This window comes from Dysgonomonas mossii (genome assembly GCF_004569505.1).
Lineage (GTDB): Bacteria > Bacteroidota > Bacteroidia > Bacteroidales > Dysgonomonadaceae > Dysgonomonas.
Window position 1 is genome coordinate 179,676 of sequence record NZ_SPPK01000001.1, and the last position, 15,851, is coordinate 195,526.

General features: G+C 40.4%; 14 protein-coding genes. 1 reads left to right on the top strand and 13 read right to left on the bottom strand.

The genetic code is table 11. From position 1 onward, the window contains the following. Positions 1 to 15: 15 nt before the first annotated feature. The 6 genes from trpD to trpB all read right to left on the bottom strand — a co-directional run bounded on the left by trpD (position 16) and on the right by trpB (position 6,218). Complete coding sequence (gene trpD, locus E4T88_RS00900) at positions 16 to 1,014, bottom strand: anthranilate phosphoribosyltransferase (RefSeq protein ID WP_135103619.1); 999 nt, start codon at positions 1,012 to 1,014, stop codon at positions 16 to 18. Positions 1,015 to 1,085: 71 nt separating this feature from the next. Continuing rightward, positions 1,086 to 2,450 (bottom strand): TrpB-like pyridoxal phosphate-dependent enzyme, encoded by a 1,365-nt coding sequence (locus tag E4T88_RS00905; RefSeq protein WP_185146724.1) that lies wholly within the window; start codon positions 2,448 to 2,450, stop codon positions 1,086 to 1,088. 11 nt (positions 2,451 to 2,461) lie between these two features. Beyond that, complete coding sequence (locus E4T88_RS00910) at positions 2,462 to 3,028, bottom strand: anthranilate synthase component II (RefSeq protein ID WP_135103621.1); 567 nt, start codon at positions 3,026 to 3,028, stop codon at positions 2,462 to 2,464. Next, positions 3,025 to 3,588 (bottom strand): cysteine hydrolase family protein, encoded by a 564-nt coding sequence (locus E4T88_RS00915; protein ID WP_135103622.1) that lies wholly within the window; start codon positions 3,586 to 3,588, stop codon positions 3,025 to 3,027. The genes E4T88_RS00910 and E4T88_RS00915 overlap by 4 nt, the downstream gene beginning before the upstream one ends. Positions 3,589 to 3,592: 4 nt before the next feature. Further along, on the bottom strand, positions 3,593 to 4,999 hold the full coding sequence (locus E4T88_RS00920; RefSeq protein ID WP_135103623.1) for an anthranilate synthase component I family protein: 1,407 nt from the start codon (positions 4,997 to 4,999) through the stop codon (positions 3,593 to 3,595). 34 nt (positions 5,000 to 5,033) lie between these two features. Next, positions 5,034 to 6,218: a tryptophan synthase subunit beta gene (gene trpB, locus E4T88_RS00925; RefSeq protein WP_135103624.1), complete on the bottom strand. Its 1,185-nt coding sequence runs from the start codon at positions 6,216 to 6,218 to the stop codon at positions 5,034 to 5,036. A gap of 362 nt (positions 6,219 to 6,580) precedes the next feature. Between trpB and E4T88_RS00930 the strand changes: the two genes are divergently transcribed. Beyond that, the gene (locus E4T88_RS00930) at positions 6,581 to 7,585 is read left to right on the top strand and encodes a metallophosphoesterase family protein (RefSeq protein ID WP_135103625.1); all 1,005 of its coding nucleotides are present in this window, start codon (positions 6,581 to 6,583) and stop codon (positions 7,583 to 7,585) included. A 37-nt stretch (positions 7,586 to 7,622) separates the two neighbouring features. Here E4T88_RS00930 and E4T88_RS00935 read toward each other — a convergent pair whose 3' ends face one another. The 7 genes from E4T88_RS00935 to E4T88_RS00965 all read right to left on the bottom strand — a co-directional run bounded on the left by E4T88_RS00935 (position 7,623) and on the right by E4T88_RS00965 (position 15,660). Further along, positions 7,623 to 8,054 carry an acyl-CoA thioesterase gene (locus E4T88_RS00935; RefSeq protein WP_135103626.1) on the bottom strand — a complete coding sequence of 144 codons (432 nt, stop codon included), beginning with the start codon at positions 8,052 to 8,054 and terminating at the stop codon, positions 7,623 to 7,625. Between the two features lie 5 nt (positions 8,055 to 8,059). Continuing rightward, a complete protein-coding gene (locus E4T88_RS00940) occupies positions 8,060 to 8,353 on the bottom strand; it encodes a DciA family protein (protein ID WP_135103627.1) in 294 nt (97 codons plus the stop codon). After that, positions 8,350 to 9,459: a DNA replication/repair protein RecF gene (gene recF, locus E4T88_RS00945; RefSeq protein ID WP_135103628.1), complete on the bottom strand. Its 1,110-nt coding sequence runs from the start codon at positions 9,457 to 9,459 to the stop codon at positions 8,350 to 8,352. Before recF ends, E4T88_RS00940 begins: the two co-directional genes overlap by 4 nt. Positions 9,460 to 9,623: 164 nt before the next feature. Next, positions 9,624 to 10,340, bottom strand: a complete 717-nt coding sequence (locus tag E4T88_RS00950; protein ID WP_135103629.1) for a hypothetical protein — start codon at positions 10,338 to 10,340, stop codon at positions 9,624 to 9,626. 247 nt (positions 10,341 to 10,587) lie between these two features. Continuing rightward, entirely contained in the window at positions 10,588 to 11,325 is a 738-nt protein-coding gene (locus E4T88_RS00955; protein WP_135103630.1) for a NigD1/NigD2 family lipoprotein, read from the bottom strand. A gap of 192 nt (positions 11,326 to 11,517) precedes the next feature. Continuing rightward, a complete protein-coding gene (locus E4T88_RS00960; protein WP_135103631.1) occupies positions 11,518 to 12,129 on the bottom strand; it encodes a polysaccharide deacetylase family protein in 612 nt (203 codons plus the stop codon). Positions 12,130 to 12,192: 63 nt separating this feature from the next. Further along, positions 12,193 to 15,660 carry a protein O-mannosyl-transferase family gene (locus E4T88_RS00965; RefSeq protein WP_135103632.1) on the bottom strand — a complete coding sequence of 1,156 codons (3,468 nt, stop codon included), beginning with the start codon at positions 15,658 to 15,660 and terminating at the stop codon, positions 12,193 to 12,195. Positions 15,661 to 15,851: the final 191 nt, after the last annotated feature.

The window sequence follows — 15,851 nt, forward strand, 5'->3', positions numbered from 1 at the left end:
AGTATCGTTGATATATTAAGTGTTTAACTCCAAGAATCTCAAAAATGTATCTTTTAGCCTTCCGCTTTCTATTGTTTCCCGCGCTTGTGCAATACTATCTTCGAAAGACATATTCGGATCAATTGTCTGAATTGCTGTAGCAGCGTTTGCAATTACCGCATTTTTTTGTGCTTTAGTCGCAGTATTGCATATGATATTATCAAAAATCTTAGCGGCATCTTCCGGCGTTGCGCCACCGTCCAGGTCGGCTTCTTTGCAACGTTCAAAACCAATTAGTTCGGGGCTGTATATTTTTTCTTCAAATTTATTGATTATTTTGAAATCTCCCGTTAATGATATTTCATCATATCCGTCTAAACTATGTACAATCGAATAATCCACATCCGTTTGTTGATACATATAAAAATACAGACGTGCCATTTTCAGATTGAAAACACCTAACACCGTGCGCTTTGGTTTTATAGGGTTAACCACCGGCCCGAGCATATTGAAGAAAGTACGAACCCCGAGTGCCTTCCGTACGGGTGCAACCACCTTAAGCGCGTTGTTGAACAGTGGGGCATGTAAGTAAGCGATATTGGTTTTGTCCAAAGATGCTTCCAGCTTGCTCACATCGGATGTGAATTTCACACCGTGCTGTTCCATTACATTGGATGCTCCACTGACTGAGGTTGCCCCGTAATTACCATGTTTGGCAACCTTGTATCCTGATGCGGCAACAACGAAGCAAGACAGCGTTGAAATGTTGAATGTATTCTTATTATCTCCGCCTGTACCTACTATGTCGATAGGGTTGTAAGCCGCCAGCGCATCTACATTGGCTCGCAGATCTAAAAGTGCATCTGCAAATCCGAGAAACTCATCAACACTGATACTGCGCATAAGAAAGACGCTGATGAATGCTGCGATTTGCGAATCATTATAGTCTCCGGCAGCCATCTTTGTCAATATTTCCTTTGCTTCACATCTGTTGAGATATTGATGCTCAAAGAGTCTGTTTAATATTTGTTTCATATCTTTAGCTGTTAACTTATAGCTTTTAGCCGTTATTATATTTGCTAACGGCTATCAGCTAAGAGTTTATTTTACGGAACCAGATGTTCTAGTGTATTTGTTGTTTTCGCAATCTCTTCGTCGCCTAGCTCATGGTTCGATAATTCTCCATCAAAATAACGATCATAGGCAGCCATATCGATAAGCCCGTGGCCGGATAGATTAAATAGAATTGTTTTTTGCCTTCCTTCCTCTTTTGCTTTCAATGCTTCCTGGATAGCTGTGTGTATAGCATGTGATGATTCAGGAGCCGGAATTATACCTTCCGCTTTAGCAAACAAGATAGCTGCTTCGAATGTATCGAGTTGCTTTACATCTACAGCTTCTATATATCCGTCTTTTTTCAACTGGCTGACAATAGTTCCTGCACCATGGTACCGAAGGCCACCCGCATGGATATTTGCCGGTGCAAAATTGTGCCCCAGTGTGTACATCGGTAGCAGTGGTGTATATCCGGCTTCGTCACCAAAGTCATATTCGAATTTACCTCGGGTCAGTTTAGGGCATGATGCCGGCTCTGCCGCAATCAGGCGTACTTCTTTTCCTTCGGTCAGTTTATGGCGCAAAAACGGGAATGTGATACCGGAAAAATTCGATCCGCCGCCAAAACAGCCTATTACTATATCGGGATATTCTCCGGCTATTTCCATTTGTTTTTCTGCTTCCAACCCAATGATTGTTTGATGCAGAGATACATGATTCAGAACACTGCCTAATGTATATCTACAATTCGGTGTATTCAATGCCAGTTCTATCGCCTCCGAAATGGCTGTTCCGAGGCTTCCCTGATAAGTCGGGTTTTCTGTAATTATTTTACGTCCGGCTTTCGTGCTCATACTAGGTGAAGCTATAACTTCGGCTCCATATGCCTGCATAATAGATCGGCGGTAAGGTTTCTGGTGGTAACTGATCTTAACCATATACACAGCCAGATTCAGGTCGAAGTGGCTTGCTGCATACGATAAGGCGGCACCCCATTGTCCGGCTCCGGTTTCGGTTGTGATGTTTGTTATCCCTTGCTCTTTACAGTAATATGCCTGAGCTATTGCCGAGTTTAGTTTGTGCGAACCTACAGGGCTGACACTTTCATTTTTGAAATAAATATGAGCCGGTGTGTCCAACGCTTTTTCTAGACCGTATGCTCGTACCAACGGTGTAGGACGGTAATTTTTATATAGTTCCCGTATCGGTTCGGGGATTTCTATCCAACGGTCGGTATCATTTAGTTCCTGTTTGGCTAGCTCTGTCGCAAATATTGGTTCCAGATCACTTACCTCTAATGGCTTTTTGGTTGCCGGATGAAGCGGCGGGAGAGGTTTGTTTTTCATGTCCGCCACAATGTTATACCAGCATCTAGGAATGTCGTTCTCGCTTAATAAGATTTTCTTTTTCATTATATTAGTATTAATTATTGGTTCAGAAAGTTTTTTACTATTGTTTCTCCGGCAGGAGTTAAAACAGACTCGGGATGGAATTGTACTCCATGCACATCAAACTCCTTATGCTTTAGCGCCATTATCTGCCCGTTATTGTCTGTTGCTGTTATTTCAATACAGTCTGGAAGTTTGTTATTGTCTACTATCCATGAATGATAGCGCCCGACTTCTAATTCCCTCCCTAGCGTATCAAATATATAATCGGGCTGTGTGATGTTAATCCGGGTTGCTACTCCATGATACACATCTTCTAGGTTTTTCAACTGAGCACCAAAAGCCTCGCCTATTGCCTGATGTCCAAGGCAAACACCCAATATTGGTTTTTTGCCTGCATATTCTTTTATCAGGGGTAATAGTAATCCGGCTTCGGAAGGGATACCGGGACCTGGAGAAAGAATAATTTTATCATATTTAGCAACATCTTCAAGTGCTATTTTGTCATTCCTGAAAACATCCACATCTGTATAGCCTAGCTCCTTTACCAGATGAACAAGATTGTATGTAAATGAATCGTAGTTGTCGAATATCAGAATTTTCATACCTCTAGTTTTAATAAGTTATCGTTCAAATATTGTTCAGTGGTGGTTACCTTTGCGTAAAAATAATTCAGTGCAGACAAAAATGAGTTTTGAACATCTTTGGCATCCGTCTTTTTGCCGAATATCTCCAAGTCTCGTGTAGCACAGGCATCTCCAATAATAGTACAATTGTACCCTAAATCTGTTGCAGCCCGTGTTGTTGCATCAATGCACATGTGAGTCATCATACCACAAATAACAAGATCCTTGATGCCTGATTTATTCAAATAGCTATCGAGATCAGTTTCCCTGAAGCTATTGGGAAAATGTTTGACCACAATCTTTTCGGTATTTAATGGCTTTACACTTTCATGTATTTCTGCTCCATATGTATTGGGTAAGAAAAATCCTGCTTCGGGTCTGGACGCTATATGTTGAACGATGATTATGGGAAGTTCCTTTTGTCTGAAATCTGTCAAGAGCTTTTTTGCATTTCTTGCAGCTTCTTCAGAATTGGATAAGGGCATCATTCCTCTTTCAAAATAATCGTTTTGGATATCTATTATTAATAATGCTTTCATCGATTTAATTTTTTAATTCTTCGGCAAACCGAATAGCTTTGGCTAAAGCCCCCAGTTTGTTTTTTACTTCCATTACCTCTGTCTCGGGATTCGATTTAGATACGATTCCTCCTCCTGCCTGATAATATAGTGTGTTATTACGACTCAAGAATGTACGTATCGTAATAGCCTGATTAAGGTCTCCGTTAAAACCTATATAGCCAATACAGCCGCCGTATACCCCGCGCATTTGTTTTTCGATATGACGTATCAGTTGCATCGCTCGCACTTTGGGCGCACCCGAGAGTGTTCCGGCCGGAAATGTATCGGCAAAAACAGATATACTGTTATTGTCTCTATCTACAGTCCCACTTACACGAGAAACGAGGTGAATCACATGCGAATAGAATTGAACATTTTTGTAAAACTCTACTTGCACGTCGTGACAGTTGCGGCTGAGATCATTCCTCGCCAAATCGACAAGCATGACATGCTCTGCATTTTCTTTTTCGTCGTTCAGTAAGTTCTCTGAAAGGATACGGTCTTTCTCATCGTCTCCGGTGCGGAAATATGTACCGGCAATGGGGTCTATATAAGCTTTGTCTTTTGTTACCTTGCAATGAGTTTCGGGTGATGAACCGAATATGCGGTACGAACCAAAGTCGAAATAGAAGAGGTATGGTGAAGGGTTGATAGAGCGTAAAGAACGATATACTTTAAAATCGTCTCCTGCAAATTTTTGAGTGAAGCAGCGAGAAAGAACAATCTGAAATACATCACCACGTTTGCAATGTGCGATTCCTTTCTTTATCATTTCCTGATGCTCTTCATCGGTGATCATCGATTGCTCGTCTCCGATCGCTTCAAAATTATAAGAGGGGATATTATTATTAGTCAAAATCGCTTCAAGTTCAGGAGTCTTTTCCTGAGTGCCTTCCACTATGTTTTCTACGATAGTAAGTTCATTCTTGAGGTGATTAATAACTAATATGAAACGGTACAATATGTAGTAAAATTCAGGGACATCCGCATTTCTTAGTTTTGTATTCACCGGATCAACAGCCTCAAAATAGCGAATGGCATCGTAAGAAGTATATCCAAAGAACCCGTTTATATTTGTCTTGTTTTCTCCTTGTACATCAAACTGCTTGATAAAAGCATTGAACTTATCTGTAAGCTTTTCGTGTCCTAACAAGGTTTCCTGATGTGTTGTATTGTCGGGATAAGTCGTGGTTATTTCATCATTATCTACTCTGAATCTAGCAATAGGACTTATACCTATAAAAGAATAGCTGTTTTCTCCTCCGTGATAATCGGAACTTTCTAGTAAGGCAGACTCTGGATACACATCTCTTACCTTTAGATAAATTCCGACAGGAGTCTGTAAATCTGCCAGAAGATTTTTTGTCTTTACCTGTATATTGTATTTCATACTATTTAGCTGATATTGTTAATCTATTCTTTGTTTAGCGGTTGCGATAGTTTATATAGGTTTCCATGTCTTTGTCTCCACGCCCGGATAGGCAAAGTACAACTACATCGTTGGCATTGAATTGCTTTTTGTTGAGAGCACCCAAGGCATGAGCCGATTCTATGGCAGGTATTATTCCTTCCAGTTTGGTGAGTTCAAAAGCAGCATCCATCGCTTCGTCGTCTGTCACGGCAAGTACTTCAGAGCGACCGATCTGAGCAAGGTGTGCGTGCATCGGTCCAATCCCCGGATAATCCAGTCCGGCTGATATGGAGTAAGGCTCTTCTATCTGCCCGTCTTCCGATTGCATGAGTAGTGTTTTACACCCATGTATGATACCTAATCTGCCTAAGTGGATTGTTGCAGCCGACTCACCTGAGTCTATCCCTTTTCCGGCAGCTTCGGCAAGTACGATCTTTGTTTGGGGCTCATCTATAAAGTGATAAATTGTTCCGGCGGCATTGCTTCCTCCCCCTACACAAGCGATCAGATAATCGGGTGTTTCTCGACCTTCTTTTTCTAAGAGTTGCTTACGGATCTCTTCGCTTATTACAGATTGCAGACGTGCCACCATGTCGGGATAAGGATGAGGCCCTATGGTAGAACCAATCACATAATAAGTATCGGATGGATGACTACACCAGTCACGGATAGCTTCATTCGTCGCATCTTTCAATGTCATGTTTCCACTGGTTACAGGAACTACTGTAGCTCCCAACATTTCCATCTTCTGTACATTGAGCTTTTGACGGGCAACATCTGTTGCTCCCATATATACAATGCACTCCATATTCATCAGAGCACATACTGTAGCAGTGGCTACACCATGTTGTCCTGCTCCTGTTTCGGCAAGTATGCGTGTCTTACCCATACGGCGGGCTATAAGGATTTGTCCCAAAGCATTGTTTATCTTGTGGGAGCCTGTATGGTTAAGATCTTCGCGCTTGAGATATATCTTGCATCCGTATTTTTGGGAAAGCCTATTTGCTAAATAGAGAGGTGATGGGCGTCCTGCATAATCTCTTAGCAGGTCGTTATATTCTTTCTGAAAGCTGGGGTCGTTTATGATGTTCAGATATGAGTTCTTTAATGTTTCCACATTGTCATATAAAATCTCAGGGATATATGCTCCCCCAAATTCTCCATAAAAGCCATTTGTATCAACTGCGAATTTTTCCATCTTATATAGTGTTTATTTTATTGTCATAAAAAAAGCCTATCGTGAGTTACGATAGGCTTTGTATTTTAAAAATTTTCTATTTGTAAATACACACCGATTTGGCTCACGACTTTTTGAGTTGAGAGTGCCACCACCAATATGTATTTGTTAATAGAAGATTCATTATACTTTCTTTTTGTTCTTGCAAAGATATAAAAAAAATGAAACGAACAAATGCTTGACATATATTTTTTGATTTGATTAAGAATTGTTTAAATTTTAATCCACCCTTTGCTTATCACTATGAAAGCTTATATCTTTGTTTAGACAGTATCAACCACCGAATTCTATTCGTACATAATAAATATTTAAACATGAAAAATATGCGTAATTTTATTCTCTTCCTCCTTATCCTATTCTCTATCTCAGTGAATGCCCAACACAAGTCTCTAAGCTTTAATAACAATGGTAAATTTAAGATCATCCAGTTTACCGATATCCACTATAAGAAGAATGTTCCCGAATCGGCAGTTGCCTTAAAGCTAATCAGTGAAGTGCTTGATGCCGAAAAACCGGACTTAGTTGTATTCACAGGTGATGTCATTTATGCGAAGCCTGTAAAAGAGGGGCTTGATGATATCTTCAACCTTGTGATAAAAAGGAAGATACCTTGGGCCTACGTATTCGGAAACCATGATGACGAACACGAAACATCTCGTCAGGAACTCATGGATTTCGTAACCCTCAAACCATACTGTCTTGCTCAGGCAGGAGACAAGTCTTTGAACGGAGTAGGAAACTATATCCTCGAGGTGAAGGGAGCTTCGGAAGATAAGGTAAAGTCGGTTCTTTACTTTTTCGATTCGGGAGCTTATACCCCTATCAAAGAGGTTGGTACTTATGACTGGCTTGCATTCAATCAGGTAGAGTGGTATAGAGCTCAAAGTGCAGCATACACCAAACAAAATGCCGGAGTGCCTTACCCTGCCCTTGCCTTTTTCCATATCCCGTTGGTTGAGTACTCTATGATGAAAGCTGAGAAATACGACCAGCTGATAGGAAGCCGTGATGAGAAAGAATGCCACGGAAAGATGAACACCGGAATGTTTGCAGCCATGCGCGAAGCCGGAGATGTGATGGGTACTTTTGTAGGGCACGACCACGACAACGATTATATAGGAGAATACTATAACATATACCTCGCTTATGGACGTTATTCGGGAGGCAATACCGAGTACAACAACCTAGGTAAGAACGGATGCCGTGTCATAGAACTCGAAGAAGGCAAACGAACTTTCTCTACTTATATCCGACTGCTGGGTGGTGACAAATTATACCCTGTAACTTACCCTGATACATTTGCCAAAAAAGCAGAAGTAAAACAATAGAATAAATGTAGAGAGGCTGTCAAAAAAAACAGTCTCTTTACAATTCTACTCCTTCATATTTGGAAATGACTGAACGCCATACGTCGGGTATGCGCATCGATGATTGTGTATCTGCATCATAAGTCACGAAAACGGATTCGCAACGGCATTTTACTTCATCGTTTTTTACACTTCGTATTTGCTGAAGAAATACGCCGCTTTTGTCGCCCAGTTTTGTAATCTTGGTATCAACAACAATCTTTTCTTTGTAATAAATCGGGGAAAAGAAATCCACGTCGATATGCGCCAGTACAATCATTCCCTCAATCCAACTGACCGAAGCAGGCTTGATTACTTCAAAATAATTGGTTTTTCCTAAATCAAAAAAACTGAAGTATATATTGTTGTTTATATGTCCTAGTGCGTCTATATCGTTGAACCGGATTTGAACCGGGAGTGTAGCTTTAAATGTTTCTGGTTTTATTTCCATTCGTCTTATCTGAATACTATATCGTTTACAACAGGCATGCCTGCATGTTCATTCAATTTTGTTATTAATTTATCTTTAGCCATCATGAGCTCGGAACGTAATACCGATGAGCTGAGCGAGACATACAATACCCCATTCCGCAGGTAAATATTTGTTGTATAAGATGAAATCATAGACCCCAAAAGCTTCGACCAGCCTGTAACAGCCCTGCTCTCGGCAAACTTTCTTTTGAAGAATTGATTCTCTTCAAAAAACTGTCTGAGTACTTCACCTATACTTTCTGTATTTCGTTTTCTCATACGGCTTTATTATTCTTTTGTACGACTTCGCCACCGCTTACTTCGTAGAGGTGATAACTGCTGTTTGTATGTGACAGTATTTCGTCGAGATGTTCACGGTTTGTATCGGTAACGAATATCTGCCCAAAGTCTTTATCCAATACAAGCTTCACTATTTGCTCTACACGTGTCGAATCCAGTTTGTCGAATATATCGTCGAGCAACAGCACGGGAGTTGTTTCGGTTGCCTTTCGTAGAAAATCGAATTGGGCAAGCTTCAACGCAACAACGTATGTCTTGTTCTGACCTTGCGACCCTACTCGTTTTATCGAATATCCATCCATCTGCATATCCAAGTCATCTTTGTGCACACCGATACTCGTGTACCCTAATATGCGATCTCGTTCCCGCTTTTGTTTCAGCGAACGAGCAAAGTCTGCATCGTCGAAATGTGATTCGTACCGTAGCTCTACTTTCTCATTTGATAAACAGATAAAATCATAGAAACGTTGAAAGATAGGAATGAATTTCTCGATAAAATCTTTTCGTTTCGAATAGATAACCTTTCCTTCTTCTATCAATTGCTCGTCCCAAAGGTCGAACAAGGTTTCGTCGATATACGAATCCGTTTTCAGGAGTGCATTACGCTGTTGCAATGCTTTATTGTAGCGTATGAGAGAATGCAGATATTCCTTGTCGAACTGCGAAAGGAACATATCCATAAATTTTCTTCGCTCGTCACTTCCTCCATTTATAAGTTCGGTGTCGGAAGGTGAAACCATGATAAGAGGCAGAAAGCCGATATGATCGGATAGACGTTCGTATTCTTTTTTGTTCCGCTTGAATTGTTTCTTCTGTTTCCGTCTGAGACTGCAAAAGAACTCTTCTTGCTTGTCGCCCAAAACATACCATCCCTGTATAACGGCAAAATCGGCATCGTGCCTTATATTTTGGCTGTCGATGGGGTTGTTGTGGCTTTTGCAGAACGAGAGATAATAGATGGCATCCAACAGGTTTGTTTTACCCATACCGTTACTACCCAAGAAGCAATTGATCTTGGGAGACAGACTGAGTTCTGCCTGCTCTATATTTTTATAGTTGAGTATGGACAACCGCTCTAATATCATGCTCTGTAGAATTAATAGAATACAAAAATACGATTTTTTGTGAGGGTTACTAAAGTTTTTAATCCAATAGTTACATCTAAACATCAAAGGTAATAAAACGGTATCAGTGTAACGTGTTTGTTCTTATTTGTTTACTATGAAAAAGGTGACAAAAGTGACACTTTTCAGTCCGGTCTTATTATGTCACCTTCTTTTACTTCGCTCCTTTTCACTTTTCGATATAAATGCGGCGGAGGGAGGCAATAATCTCTGATAAAGACATATTCCGATTCTTCCTTCTCTTGAGTTATTGTTTCTTTCTCTTTCTCAATGTGCGTATCGGGCAAACTAGCTGAATCGGATATTTGTTCGGTCGGTTCAGAAATAAACTCTTCCTTTTCTATTTTCTTTTCGACTGGTACATTATTATTCATTAGCTTCTCACGCAGCTCATTCAAACTATCTCTCGTTTTGGGGTCTTGTACGATTATCGTTAAGGGTTGGCTGTGCTCTTTGTTCTCTTCTTCCTTTGTTTCGTTGTGCAACAATACCAGCCTGATAGCGTGTGTGTCGGGTGCATATTCTTTTTGTCTGACTACCCGGGTTTTCAGTACTAGTTTGTCGGGATTCTCTTTGTCAGGCACATAGGTAGTACGTATCTCGGTGAGGGTATAACCTTCCAGCTTTTTCTTTAACGATCGACGGGCTGTGATTGCCAGCGTCTCATCCCTACTTTCAATTGCCGCTTCTATTGCTCTTCTAAATTCGGGTTTCTTGTCTCGCCATTCATAGAATGATTTGCGGGTTATTTTCAGGTGTTTGCAAATCTCTGTGATCGAAAAGGTGTCTTCTTCTATCAGCGAGACAATCTTTTCTGCCAGTCTTTCTGTGTACTTTGCCATATCTGTTATAATAATATTGTTTATAATAGATAATTATTTAGAAAAGTGATGAATAAGCACGAAAGAGGTAGGAGCAGTGGCTTGTCTCTGCCCGTTTATATTCGGGCGACCACAAGGGATCGCCCCTACAGTTGCCAGAACAATTTGTGGATAAAAGAACGGTAAGTGATAAATAAAAAACGGTCGGATTTTTCCGACCGTTTATGATGATGAACCCGCTTTTTAGAGTTTTGTTTATAACAAGAAGTTATTTTATATTCGAAACACTTCTTTGAGCTGTAATTGCTGAGCTCTTAGGAGTTGCTTTACGTGTAGTGAAATCAAACTCGGTAGACTTGTTACCGCTGAATGATTTCCATTTCAATTTTAACTTCACTGTCTTACCTTCTGTATCCGGCAAGTTGTTGATATTAAATGCTACTAGCCCATCAGCTTCACGTCCATAGGTATCTCCACTCGCATTATGTCTGAATTCCAGTTCATAAGGGTTTGAAGGATTTGTGTTTACTAACAGGTTTACGTAATGCGTCTTACTTGCATCGCCGAACAAAGTTCTGAATCTGAGAGTAAGATAGCCGTCTTCGGCAATAGTTACCCAGTCGTTCACTATTTCGATAGGATCTGTTCCGTATTTTGCATCGTTTTCAGCACCTAGGTTTGGAACGGTTTGCTTTGTAAGGATACTGTCTATCCAGTTTATATGTATAGCTTTCGTGTATCCTTGGCTAGGTTTGTCTACTTCGTCGTAGTTGACAAGTGCCCTGACTTCTCTGTTGCCGTAAGGCGAAGTTGTCATATTGGTAGGCAGCAATGTTGTCTTTTCGTCCAGCTGTAAGAAAAAAGAATTTCCGTCAGTCGGCTTCACAGTTACAAGTGCATTTGGATACCTCCAGCTTGTGTTGTCATCATCATCCAAACAAGACTGAAAAACGATAGTCATGCCGATGATCCCAATAGTCATTAAAAAAAGTTTCAACGCTTTCATAGTTCTAACATCATTAATTATTGATTCTATAATATATGATGAGTTAGGTGTCAGAAAAGTTGCAGCATGCTATAATTAAAATATATTAATAAATATCTCATCTATTAACAATACGGGATAATATAGCCTGTAGTTAATTGGTTGACCCTATCTGATAGCTTAGGATATGCTATGAATAATAGGATGTCTTTTTTACAGAAGTTTAAACGTGTACCCTTGTTCTTTTAGCCATTCTATACTTTGGGGTAAGGCATATTTCATGTTCTTCTCGGCTTTTAGCGAGTCGTGAAAAACGATCACAGAACCATCACGGGTATATCTTTTTACGTTTTCGAATACCTTTTCAGGAGTCATCAGTTTACTGTAATCTCTGGTAACAACATCCCACATCACAATTTTATAATAGCGTCTCAGGGTAAAGAATTGAGGTACTCGCATATGTCCATGTGGCGGACGGAATAGTTCCGAATCTATATATTCGGAAGCCAGTCGGGTATTTTCAAGGTATCTTTTTGAGAATTTTCGTATACCTTGCACATGGTTGAAAGTATGATTCCCTACACGATGTCCTCTATCCAATACCATTTTATAGATATCGGGATGTTTGCGAACATTGTCTCCTACACAGAAAAATGTAGCTTTAATTTCATATTTGTCCAAAAGATCTAATACCCACGGGGTAATGTCGGGTATCGGTCCATCATCGAATGTGAGATAGACTGTTTTTTGTCCTTCTACAGGTTTACGCCACAATGCTCCCGGAAACAGCATCCGGTATATCTTAGGGGGTTGTTCTATTAGCATAATCGATATAATAAACAAACAGATAATCGTAAATATTCACGATTATCTGTTTGTTTATTTATTCTAGTTAGATCTGTATTTTTGCAAAAGACGAGGATTATATTTCTGCATCAGACCGGCGATATGTTCGGCCATTGCATGTTCTTCTTTTTCCGCTATAGTATCTTCACCCGACAGGTAGAAGCCTCTCATTGTTACTCGCATAAGAAAATCGAGAGGGTGTCTGCTTTCACTGAAACTTACACCATTGCTAAGGTATAGCTCAGATAGGCTCATCAATTTGTTGAGGAGCACTTTATATTTAGCTCTGTCGTAGCGTTGATAGATATCCAAGATCTGAATTTCGGTATTTATATAATCCCGTATATCAGAACTACATGTGATCATGTCTGTTTGTTTCATGCTGGCGTACCATTCCAAAGAGCCGTTTGATCTGTACATGATTTCGTCTATTATCTTTTGAGCCTTGTCAGCATGTCCGAGTTGGTAATATGCTTCAGCAAACATAACAGATTCTCCACCGCGTGGAACTGTGTTGCCCGGTATTTTTGTTATACATGCATCAAGTGCTTGAAGTGCTTTCTCATTGTCGCCTTTTTCTAACAAGGCAGAGATGAGTTCGCCAAACAATACACGGAACGTACGGCACATTCTCAGGTTGTTTTCATCCAGATATACTTTCGGATTTTCGATACCTCCCCATTTGTACTTGTTGACCATATTGTCGAACATCACATCGGTATTTACTCCTGTACTGTCTGCTACACCCGGAATGATACGGCATATAATACCTTCCTTGATCGATTGTTTCTCAAGTTTCAAAGGTGGTTCGCCGATAGTCATCGCATAGTAGATGCCACGTTTCCAGTCGTCATTGTTGATATTGTTCAACATTTCCAATATCATCATTTCCTGTCTGTAGATACCGCCCTTGTTGTCTCCAAGGTTCAATATAAACTGAGATTGAGGGCTTGCACCCATTTTCTTCCAGTCTACTTTCGATTCATTCACAGACATTTTCAATACACTACTTGGTATTACAACGCCCTTGTCGATGCCGAATGGATTACGAGGGGCATAGTTGTCTTTGGTTTTCAGTATATCCAATACCTCGCTTACTTGCATGGTATCTTTATATGCTGATGTATCATAATAGTCGTTGAAGTTGATTCTTCCCAGCCATGCTCCGTCCTGAGAGTTTTTGAGCTCACGGGTAATAATGCTTTCGATATCTTTTCGAGAAAGAACGTAAGCGGATTGTCCTTTAGACCCTTGATAGCGGTCTGATTCCCAATTGATAGGTAGTGGCGACGAATCGTATGCCTGACGGCGCATTTGGTCTACATACCAGTCTGTTTGCAGATAGCTGAGGTTACATACACGCACATCGGTGCGGAAACCTTCTACTTCCTGAGCATACCACAATGGGAATGTATCGTTGTCTCCCATTGAGAATAAGATACTATTCGGCTCGCATCCTCTGAGGTAGTTCATCCCAAAGTCACGCATTGTATATCTGTCAGAGCGGTCGTGATCATCCCAGTTTTGCCCTGCCATTTGTATCGGTATAAACAGAGATAAAGCTGTGGAGATTCCGGCTGCTACTGTGCTTGGCACCCATTTGCTTAATGTTTTCCATATAAAGGCAACACCAAACCCTATCCATATACAGAAGGCATAGAACGACCCGGCATAAGCATAGTCACGCTCACGTGGTTCGAATGGTTGCTGGTTCAGGTATATGATAATAGCTATACCTGTCATAAAGAATAGCATAAACGTTACAAGGAACTGTTGCTCACCTTTACGTCCTTTGGTCAATAGGAAAACAATGCCAAGAATACCCAGTATGAGCGGCAACATGTAATATTTATTATGCCCTTTGTTCTCTGTAATATCCGGAGGAAGGTTTCCCTGTGGTCCACGTCCTAGTAATTCGTCAATAAAGCTGATACCTGTAATCCAGTTACCGTTGCTTATATTTCCTACCGACTGGATATCATTCTGACGGCCTGAGAAATTCCACATGAAGTAACGGAAGTACATAAAGTCTAGCTGGTAGCTAAAGAAGAATTTCATGTTCTCAAACATTGTCGGAGGTACAGATGGGTCTTTGATGTTTGCCCAGATCTGATAACCCAAAACATGTCTGTCTTCGGTAGAATACATACGAGGCAACAGCATATTGTTCGTTGTAGCGTATGTAGGGATAGTACCTGTTACTACGTATTCATCTTTTTGGTCAGGTGACTTCTTTACTATCTTATCATATGTTTTCTTTTCGCTTTCAGGTGCTGCCATTCTGCCTGTAGAAGGGTCTTTCTTCTCGGTTGAAGCATACGTTCTGCCATAGAATAGCGGTCTGTCACCATACTGTTCACGGTTGAGGTAACTTGCCAGCGTAAATACATTTTCGGGCGAGTTCTGATCCATCGGAGTATTCGCTATCGAACGGATAGGTATTAAAGCAAACGATGAATAACCTACCAGTATAACAAGTAAACACAGAACGGTTGTATTCAGAAAACGAGCGTTGATTCCTTTATAAAAGAATAAGAAGCCAGCGAGTGCAGCAATCAAAACGATCCACAGTACTACACTAGAGCCTATAAATACAACACCGCTTAGAGCTAAAGCAATAAATGTAGCGATCTTGGCTCTTTTGATACTTCCCTTCGACGAAAGAGTTTCATATATTGCCCAAACAATAGAAATTACTGTCAGTAGAATATATGATAACGCACCTGTATTATATGAGAATCCTAGGCTATTGACAAATAGCATTTCGAACCATGCTCCTACTTTTGTAAATCCCGGGATAATACCATACATAAGAATTACAATAAGCAACAGTGAGCCTGCCAACGCAAGCAATATGCCTTTTACATCAGCGTGTTTCGCTTTTTTGAAGTAATATACCAAAACAATGGCAGGGATACAAAGCAAGTTAAGCAAGTGGACACCGATAGATAATCCCATCGCATAGGCTATAATCACAAGCCACTTGTCTGCTCCCGGCTGATCGGCACGGTTTTCCCATTTCAGGATTAACCAGAATACAAGAGCTGTAAACATAGACGAGTATGCATACACTTCACCCTCGACAGCCGAAAACCAGAATGTGTCGGTAAATGTATAAGTAAGAGCTCCAACCAATCCGCTTCCGATAATGGCTATAAGTTGCCCCATAGTCATTTCTTTGTCGGTATGGGTATATATGAGCTTTTTAGCAAGATGTGTAATAGTCCAAAACAAAAATAGAATGGTGAGTGCACTTAATAGTGCAGACATACTATTTATCATTGCAGCAACTTGGCTGGGATCGGAAGCAAATAACGAAAAGAACTTCCCTGTGAGCATAAAGAATGGCGCACCGGGTGGGTGTCCAACTTCCAATTTATAGGCTGAAGTAATAAACTCGCCACAATCCCAAAAACTGGCTGTAGGTTCAATTGTCATCAGGTAAACAATAGCGGCTACGGCAAAACTAAACCAACCAAAAATATTGTTTATCAGGTTATATTTCTTCATAATGAACAGTTATTGAATGATATGCTGCTTGATTAAACAGTTGTTTTTTATACATTTGGGTGCAAAGATAGTTAAATCACTGAAAGTATTATTTTTTATTGCTTGGTTTTTAGTTGCTAAATTCAAAAACTTCTTAAAATAGAGGGTTTTCCTTTCTCTTTGAAACAAGGGGTTAGATGATGAGTCACATT